8 protein-coding genes and 1 pseudogene are annotated in these 8,580 nt (G+C 34.6%); 8 read left to right on the top strand and 1 reads right to left on the bottom strand.

All coding sequences use genetic code 11. From position 1 onward, the window contains the following. Positions 1-327: 327 nt before the first annotated feature. The 3 genes from WBM70_RS10305 to WBM70_RS10295 are packed head-to-tail and all read left to right on the top strand — an operon-like array spanning position 328 to position 3,863. Positions 328-1,329, top strand: coding sequence for a porin (locus tag WBM70_RS10305; RefSeq protein WP_424558419.1), 1,002 nt, complete (start codon positions 328-330; stop codon positions 1,327-1,329). Between the two features lie 9 nt (positions 1,330-1,338). Further along, positions 1,339-1,752: a hypothetical protein gene (locus WBM70_RS10300; protein WP_424558418.1), complete on the top strand. Its 414-nt coding sequence runs from the start codon at positions 1,339-1,341 to the stop codon at positions 1,750-1,752. Next, positions 1,749-3,863 (top strand): ATP-binding protein, encoded by a 2,115-nt coding sequence (locus WBM70_RS10295; protein WP_424558417.1) that lies wholly within the window; start codon positions 1,749-1,751, stop codon positions 3,861-3,863. The genes WBM70_RS10300 and WBM70_RS10295 overlap by 4 nt, the downstream gene beginning before the upstream one ends. A gap of 4 nt (positions 3,864-3,867) precedes the next feature. On the opposite strand, the gene WBM70_RS10290 is transcribed toward WBM70_RS10295, so the two are convergent. After that, positions 3,868-4,530 (bottom strand): response regulator transcription factor, encoded by a 663-nt coding sequence (locus WBM70_RS10290; RefSeq protein WP_424558416.1) that lies wholly within the window; start codon positions 4,528-4,530, stop codon positions 3,868-3,870. 134 nt (positions 4,531-4,664) lie between these two features. Between WBM70_RS10290 and WBM70_RS10285 the strand changes: the two genes are divergently transcribed. The 5 genes and pseudogenes from WBM70_RS10285 to WBM70_RS10265 all read left to right on the top strand — a co-directional run. Then, positions 4,665-5,693, top strand: a complete 1,029-nt coding sequence (locus tag WBM70_RS10285) for a hypothetical protein (protein ID WP_424558415.1) — start codon at positions 4,665-4,667, stop codon at positions 5,691-5,693. A gap of 28 nt (positions 5,694-5,721) precedes the next feature. Beyond that, entirely contained in the window at positions 5,722-6,252 is a 531-nt protein-coding gene (locus WBM70_RS10280; protein WP_424558414.1) for a YceI family protein, read from the top strand. A 9-nt stretch (positions 6,253-6,261) separates the two neighbouring features. Beyond that, on the top strand, positions 6,262-7,332 hold the full coding sequence (locus WBM70_RS10275; RefSeq protein WP_424558413.1) for an ABC transporter permease: 1,071 nt from the start codon (positions 6,262-6,264) through the stop codon (positions 7,330-7,332). Further along, positions 7,333-7,944 carry an ABC transporter ATP-binding protein gene (locus tag WBM70_RS10270; RefSeq protein WP_424558412.1) on the top strand — a complete coding sequence of 204 codons (612 nt, stop codon included), beginning with the start codon at positions 7,333-7,335 and terminating at the stop codon, positions 7,942-7,944. After that, a pseudogene (locus tag WBM70_RS10265) lies at positions 7,938-8,580 on the top strand (hypothetical protein); the annotation flags it as partial. The gene WBM70_RS10270 and the pseudogene WBM70_RS10265, both read left to right, overlap by 7 nt.

The raw sequence follows: 8,580 nt of genomic DNA, 5'->3' as shown, positions 1-8,580 counted from the left end.
CTAAAAAACGTGCTTTCGGACTAATCAACTTTGGACTCTGCCAAAATATTTCTAACATTTCAAAGCACTCAAGTATTCTTTAGGTCTCGGGAGGTTATGTTTCACTTCCAGACATTTTTATGAAGTCTAAAATGTTCTCATGAGATATCTTCATTAAATCTTCATGTTCTTCATTTAAACTTCTAAAATATATTCTTCATTCATTGACAGTGAATTATTTCAAATTTGAATAAAGATAGCTTGGAGTTTTATTTGGGTATAGCACTTCGAGAAAAAATGCTATACTGCAATTTGATTATTTTTATATGCTAAAGGTGAATGATCCCAATGATACGATCTCTTTTATTTATTTCATTATTTTTCTTTTCAACACTTTATGGGCAAGATTCGAAATACCAACTTGGACAGGGTGTCCAAATTGGCGAACTTCCACTTTATGTAGGGGGTTATTTTTCTCTAGAGTATGAACATGCGTATGGAAAAGAACGCTCATTGAAGCTTGATGAATTAGCCATTATGGCATATGGGGAATATAATAATTTTTCTTACATGTTTGAACTTGAAGCAGAAGATGTCTACGATGAAGTATTTGGAAATGAGACAAGTGAAGAAGTAAATGAAGAGATACATATTGAACGGTTTTATGTCAATTATGAATTTGATGAAAACTATGCACTCAAGCTTGGTAAATTCAACTCACCTATAGGATTTTGGAACCGCATTCCCATTAATGTCTTACGCGAAACCAGTTCTAGCCCAAGCATCACAACTCTACTTTTTCCAAGATTTACAACTGGGGCAGATCTTCTTTATCAAACTGAAAATGGTTATGAGGTGGGTATTGATACTATCATACAGGGAGGTGAAGATCTTGATGATGCATTAAATAAAGAGATCTATAATAATTTTGATGCCGACGGTCATTATGGCTTTGGGCTATCACTTCAAAAAGATGCATGGAACTATCAGTTCAATACTGGTTATTTTCATCTTACCTCAGATGAAGAATATTATTATCTTCTAGGGGCTGTCAAGTATGAACAAAATGATTTTAAACTACAAGGTGAACTTGGTTCTCAATTTAATGACGATGGTACGACAATACCATATGTTGGTTATCTTCAAGGGTCATATATGATGAAAGAAAAACATCAGGCCATTGTCAGATTGGAAGCGTACAAAGATAAATCAACTGATACAAAAGACAGTTTTGCAGTGATAGGATATACGTATAGACCACTTTATCCTATTGCTGTTAAGGGTGAATACCAATGGCATTCTTTACATGAAGAGAATAAAATGATTCTTTCTATTTCAGTACTTTTTTAGGTAGTTCGTATGTTTAGAATAGGGTGGATATTTATCATCATGAGTATCATGCTTAATGCTGAGAAATTTGTATTGGTGACACATGCCGACAGTCCAATCAATACACTTACCCAAGCGCAAGTACGTATGATCTATCTTAAAAAAAAGCGTTTTTGGGGTGAGATAAAACTTGTCGCTTTAAATCTGCCTCCTCAGGACCTATTGAGAAAGACTTTTGAAAATGAAATACTAAAAATGAATTCAACACAGCTTGATAGTTATTGGATCAAACAACACTATAGAGGGTATAGGCCACCTTATAGGGTGGAATCCATTGAGAGCATGATACTTTTTATTAAAAAAGTTGAAGGGGCGATAGGATATATCCCGGTAAGCAAGGTAGATAAAGATCTAAAAGTGATCTATAGGGATGGTGAGTTATGAAATACTTGAGAAAGATATTGCCAAAAACACTCAAAAGTAAACTCAGAATCGCACTTTTTGGCATAGGATTTTTCCCATATTTTCTTATTTTGATCTATAGTTACAATCTTGGCGAAAAGAAAATCTTGGATAATACGATGCTTACGTATCACAATCAAATGACTCAAGTAAAAAAGAGGGTAGAGGATCAGTTTCTTTCCTTACAGAAGGAGATGCGTTTTCTCGCTTCTTTAGATATTATGAATGATATGATCGTTGGAGATGTTGATAAACGTATCAGTCAGCTTCTTATGCAAAAAAAGAAAGATTTGGGACTGGAAATGGATCTTTTTACTCTTACATCTGAAAAAAAAGTGATATCCTCAACCGCAAAGAGTCTTCCGCATGATTTTGCTTATATATCAGAATTCAACAAAATATTAAGAAAAAATAAGAACTATTTTTTTACAGATAAAAGTATCATCCTGTTTACCCCTATTAATTCAACATTACAAAAAAATAAACTATTGGGATATTTATGTCTTGAATATGCTCTTTCAAACCTTGATTCCTATACGACTCAAGCTAACGGAATACGTTCAATTTTCTATCATTTTGATAGTTCAGCAAAAATTGGAGATGTTTATAATAATGAACTCTTGTTAGATATCAAAGAACAGAATACACAATATGTAAGTGATCATTATCTGGTCTTACATGAACAATTTGAAGGGATTATGTCAGAGTGGATGATCGTTTATATGATAAACAAATCGGTCGCATTGATTTTTTTAGATAGTTTCATCTTATTTGTATGGGCTCTTTTTGCTTTAGGGGTAATTATCATTGCACTGATTTCTTTTTGGATCAGTAGACGTATCTTGGAGCCAATCGCCAAACTCTCTGATGCAACCAAATCTATTATTTCGACACAGGATTATACCACACAGGTTTCAATCTCTTCACAAGGAGAGATCAGTGAATTGGCAAATGACTTTAATATTATGGTACGTGAAACAAATCGTGCTTTTAAAATTTTAGAAGAAGAGAATCAGGTTCGTTTATTGCGTTTTGTCCAACTGATAAATATCTTTAATGGTTTGATCCAAACCCAAACTGAAGAGGCATGTATCACATTGGCTATAAATGAGTTACAGATACTAATGCCTCACCAGCATTTTTCTTTTTCACAAGAATATCCCAAACAAAATGAAGGTAATGAGTCTAACCAGTATTTGATGCTTTATGTCAAAGATTTCGAAAAACAGACAAGTGATTTTTATGGTGTCATTACTTTAGGTGAAAGCAGGCCGATAACTGATCCTCACGAGGAAAAATTTTATCGCTCTATCGCAACGATGATCATGCTTCAACTCGATCAGATTCGTCTTATTGAACAGACGCAAGCCGTTTCTCACGCTAAGTCAACTTTTATCTCACATATGTCACATGAATTGCGTACGCCTTTACATACCATACTAAGTTCCACACAGTATCTTATTGCTTATGAAAATCTTACACATCACCAGCAAGAGATGGTTGAGACAATGCAGTCATCAGCAGACCATTTACTAGGAATGATCAATGATATTCTTGATCTAGTGAAGATTGAATCAGGGAAAGTTACTATAGACTTAGTACAGCAGAAAAGTGATGAAATTGAAGTCCTTACTCAGCATGTGATCAATATGCTTGAGGTTTTAGCTGAACAAAAAGAAATCCCAATAACGTTTAACAACAGACTCACTAAAAGAATGAAAGTCACCATAGATATCCGATATTTCAAACAGATTCTTATTAATCTTCTCTCAAATGCTATCAAATTTACAGAGTATGGATCCATAGATCTGACTTTAGAAAAATGTGGTGAAAGTTTATGCCTGAGCATTCAAGATAGTGGAATTGGAATCTCCGAAGATGATTTGAAGAATGTTTTTGATGAATTTTCTCAAGTCAAGAATAAAAGTAAGAATACGGAAAAAGGAAGTGGATTGGGATTGCCAATCAGTCGAAAACTAGCACGCTTGTTTCAAGCAGATGTTATCATTGAAAGCAAAGGATTAGGTTATGGAACAAAAGCATTGATAAAGTTTGGATCATCATTGGTAGAAGAAAATGATCAAAGCATTTAATAACTCAATCTTTTATAGTATATCCTACACCGCGTACAGTTGTAATACAATTATCTAAGCTTATCTTTTTTCTGAGGTTTTTAATATGTACATCTACAAGGTTACTGTGTTTGAGACTATTGTAATCTTGACATAGATGTTCATTAAGCTGATAACGTGTTAAAACGATATTTTTATTTTGAAGCAGCAGTTCCAGTAAATCAAATTCTGAAAAACTGAGTTTGATAGGTTCCCCATTTACAGAGACTTCACGGCTTGCAGTATCAAGTTTTAAAGGACCACTGCTTAATAGGGTACCTTTCTGAGGTGTCTCACGTCGTAATAGGGCTCTAATACGAGCAAACAGTTCAATATTGGAATAGGGTTTGCATAGGTAGTCATCTCCACCTGCATCTAAGATCTTTACACGGTCATCAATTGAAGTATTCGCAGAAAGCATAAGTACTGGAGTCGGTATGCCTTCTTCTCGCAATAGGGAAAGTAAACTAAGCCCATCACCATCAGGTAAATTCCAATCCAATAAGATCAAATCATACTTTCTTTCATCAAGTAATACAGTAGCATCATAATAATTGTAAGCGACATCACAATGATATTTTTCTTGTTGCAATAATTGTTTTAACTGATTTGCTACAGGCTGTTCATCTTCTACAACAAGCAGATTCATAATCTTTCCTCACCGATAAGGTATTAAACTGATATTTGTCTTTTAAAAAAATAAATTGGAATGATGAAATTTCTTCATCAAATCTTCATATTTCTATTTTATACTTTGCAATCTTAACATAAAGGATGTATTCTATGAAAACTATCTTAAAGATGCAAATACCTAACATTGCTTTTCTATTGCTATTTGCTTCTGAATTTACATTTTATCTCTTAATATTACAAACGGGTGTCGTTGAATATCATCATTCTATTATGGCTGAAATTTGGATGGTTCCAGTAGGTGGAGTGCTAGGAATAGTCATTTCCGTATTTCTTCATGAAGAGCGTCAGTGGTTGATTCCTTTTCTGCTTTTTAGCCAGCTTTTATTAGTGTTGGATTATGCATATGCGAATGGGATCGAGCTTTTCTTACTTGGGCTTATCAGTGGTTTGACTGCACCGATGCTCATTGCACGTATTGATCGTTTGTGGCTTGTAGTATTAGCTTTGGCCCTGTCTTATGCATATGGTACATATTATTTCGATGTACCCGCTTCCCAAAGAACAAATATCGCTCTTTTCCTATCAGCAGTGGCACTTATTACTTCTCTTTTTTCTCAAATGAAAAAATTAAGTAAAAAGACCGATTACATCACTTTTTATGGTGCAGGGAATATTTTTTTCTGGCTACTTTTGGATGCAGTACTGTTTGAAACGCTTTCAAGAGATCATATGATGCATATTTGGGGTCAAGATACCTTTACTTTGAACATCATACTTTTTCATTTGATCGGATTGATCACTGCCTATAAGGCGAGGGATTGGAAATATAACAGTAGTTTTCTGGTTGCACTTTTTACACTTACATTTGCACTCTATTCTTTAGGTTGGCAATCGGCTCTCAGTATAGTTTATCCTTTTGTGATCTCGTATTACAATGTCATTATTCTTAGGTCCTTAATGCGTTTACCTTATGTACTGCTAGCGGTAATCGCATTGAGCCTATGGGCTGCATCAGGCTTAGGATTATTGGTTGCATTGAGCGGATCATTTATTACAGCTTGGGTCATATTGATAGCCCTGGGAGCCATAAATGTCAGTGAAAAGATCCAAATACCTTTTATTCAAACATTGGAAAATTTATTTTCTCAGATTCAAAATTCTCAATTAAAAAATTTGTGATGACACTTTATACTTTAAAGGATATAAAATGAAAAAAGCTTTTTTATTAGTCATTATGGCTACTACTACATATTTGACTGCTGGGAATCTTGTGGTTACCAATGGTCAGGTTAAAGCACATACTGAGGTATTTGGTGATTCGAGTATCAATCCTTCAACTACAGGATTAAATTCTCATTTAACCATGGGAAAGAATATTGAATCGATAAGAGGTTCTATCGATATTTCAATGAGCATTCTTAAAAGTGATAATAAAGATAGAGATGAACATATGCTTGAGGCAATCGAAGATGTCAAATATCCTGTCGCAAAATATACTTTTAAGGATGTTGTAAAATCTGATAATGGTTATATAGTCAATGGCATTCTTTATTTTCATGGAGTCAAGAAACCGTTGGTGATCCAGGCAAAAATAATGAAGTCAAACAAAAAGGTCAATTTTAAAGGTACATCTTCATTTTTAATGTCAAGTTATGATGTCAAACCTCCTAAAATGCTCTTTTTAACTGTACGTGATCAGATCGATCTGGACATTGATGTTAAATTTGAAACACGTTAAGTGGTATCAATGTTTAAATCATTTTTACGTTACAAATATAAGAGTATATTGATCTTGATTTCCGCTACCTCTGCTATTGCTTCTATTTTTTTAATTACGGCATTGGGCAATGGTATTATCAGTATGTATGCCAACATGCTTAAAACCGAGGGAGATATTATTGTCATGCAGCGAGGTGTGGCAGATACCTTTTTTAGTGATGTCAATCGCACGTTACTCAATCCCATTTCTAAAATTGAAGGTGTCTCTTCGGCACAAGGTGTAATAGTGGGAGCAGGGGCGATTGATGTCGTTCCAATTGCAGGAATTTATGGTGTGACTCAGAATCGTATGTCAAATTATACCTTGATCAAAGGAACCTATCCCAAAGAAGGTGAGGTTGTGTTAGGAGACAATATTGCTTCTATATTGCATCATCCCAAGACAATTGACCTTTTAGGGACACCTTTTCATGTATCAGGTGTGTATAAAAGTGATATTGGATTTGAAAATGGCGGTGTTGTCATCACTATAGAAGATGCTGAAAAACTTTTTAAAAAAAGTGCTTCTTTTTTACTAGTGACTCTTGAAAATATAGATCAGGATAGTGATCTTGTTGTCAGTGACATAAAGCATATAAGCAAAGATATTGAGGTCAAGTCCACAAGTGAATTCATTGATAATTACAACCAGTTTAAGATCATACGTATCTCCAGCGGTGTGATAGCATCTATCTCATTTTTTATGGGGTTTTTAGCGATTGTAAGTCTCATGAGCATGATGATAAACGATAGACGTTATGAATTTGGTATTAAACGTGCAATGGGTATCTCTAAAACGACCATTATTTTTCATGTTGTTATAGAAGTGTTGGCTATTACATTACTTGCGTTTAGTATGGCGTATGGTATCAGTCTCATACTTTTAGAGCAACTGCAGCATATTGAAAAGTTTCAGGGCTATTTGAGTGGAGAGATTGATCGACTTCTATTTGTTCAATTACTTGTTGGCTCTATGACAATGGCAGTCATAGGGGCATTGATTCCTGCATTGATCGCTGCACGTATCGATCCTATAATTTTGATTAACAGAGGACAATAGATGTTGAAAATTATGAATGTTTCTCATGAATATGATAATGAAATAATACTCCATGATATCAGCTTAACGATTGAAAGCAAAACCTTTACTGTGATAACAGGTGAGAGCGGAAGTGGTAAATCTACGCTTTTGTCTATAATCTCTACATTGTTGAAACCTACAAAAGGAGAAATTTTCTTTGACGGAAAAGCAAGTAGAGAGATATCTGATATTAATATGTTTCGTAATCAAAAAATTGGATTTATTTTCCAGTTTCATTATCTGATTTCACATTTGAATGTTCACGAAAACATTGCAATGGTAACGAAACGATCACGGTCTGAAATTAAAGAGTTACTAGATAAGCTTGATATTTCCCATTTAAGTGCCAAATATCCTGATCAGATATCAGGAGGCCAACGACAACGGGTAGCTATTGCCCGTGCGATGATCAATAGACCAGAGTTTATATTTGCTGATGAACCTACAGGTAATTTGGATTCAAAGAACTCAAAAATAGTTTTTGATCTTCTGCGTGAATTGGATGCTACTGTAATTGTTGCAACCCACGCTTTATCAAGAATTCTCCCTAGTGATAGAGTTATAAAATTAAAGGATGGAAAATTATGTTAAAAAAACGACTTCTACCACATATTTATTTTGCGTATTTATTTTTGATTTTGGGAGCTGTTTTTGGACTGCTTTATGCTTTGCAACTTATCGGTATCGGCCAAAACCTGATAAGAGCAGATATCTCACGAAGTTTGCATCTTTCATTGATGCTTTATGGCTTTGCACCTTTAATGCTTTCTTTGCTCCCGTTCGCACTTTTCGATAAAGAGGGTCTGATGAGTGCCAAAGGTATTTATTATCTTGAGCGTTTCTTTATGCTTTGGTATATCTTTTTGGTTTTTATGATACTTTCGATTCTCTTTGGTGTCATGCGTTCACTTCCTTTCTACGATTATGCCTATGAACTTAATGGAATTTTAGCATTTGCAGGACTTTTTTATCTTCTCGCAATTCTCAATACCATTAAAAGATACACTGTAAAACCACGTTGGGTAAACGTTTCTTTAGCTGCAGTGGTCATTAGTCCGTTTGCTCTCCTGCTTTTGATGAATCCACACTATGGACAGGTCGAGCAGATGCTTTTAGGTCCACATGGGGACAATACACTCGGTATGAGTTTTGCGCTTCTTGCAATCTATTATTTGGCTATCAAATTAGCATCGCCTCATGTTTCTTTTGTAACCAGATGGCATATAT

This window comes from Sulfurovum sp., assembly GCF_049668085.1.
Classification (GTDB): Bacteria; Campylobacterota; Campylobacteria; order Campylobacterales; family Sulfurovaceae; genus Sulfurovum.
The sequence above is the reverse complement of the archived record's forward strand: the minus strand, read 5'-3'. Positions and strand labels throughout refer to the sequence as shown.

What these genes read in the sequence shown, in the direction of transcription:
- WBM70_RS10270 (WP_424558412.1), top strand. Translation starts at nt 7,333, where the DNA reads ATGTTGAAAATTATGAATGTTTCTCATGAATATGATAATGAAATAATA.
- WBM70_RS10280 (WP_424558414.1), top strand. Translation starts at nt 5,722, where the DNA reads ATGAAAAAAGCTTTTTTATTAGTCATTATGGCTACTACTACATATTTG.
- WBM70_RS10275 (WP_424558413.1), top strand. Translation starts at nt 6,262, where the DNA reads ATGTTTAAATCATTTTTACGTTACAAATATAAGAGTATATTGATCTTG.
- WBM70_RS10290 (WP_424558416.1), bottom strand. Translation starts at nt 4,530, where the DNA reads ATGAATCTGCTTGTTGTAGAAGATGAACAGCCTGTAGCAAATCAGTTA.
- WBM70_RS10305 (WP_424558419.1), top strand. Translation starts at nt 328, where the DNA reads ATGATACGATCTCTTTTATTTATTTCATTATTTTTCTTTTCAACACTT.
- WBM70_RS10300 (WP_424558418.1), top strand. Translation starts at nt 1,339, where the DNA reads ATGTTTAGAATAGGGTGGATATTTATCATCATGAGTATCATGCTTAAT.
- WBM70_RS10285 (WP_424558415.1), top strand. Translation starts at nt 4,665, where the DNA reads ATGAAAACTATCTTAAAGATGCAAATACCTAACATTGCTTTTCTATTG.
- WBM70_RS10295 (WP_424558417.1), top strand. Translation starts at nt 1,749, where the DNA reads ATGAAATACTTGAGAAAGATATTGCCAAAAACACTCAAAAGTAAACTC.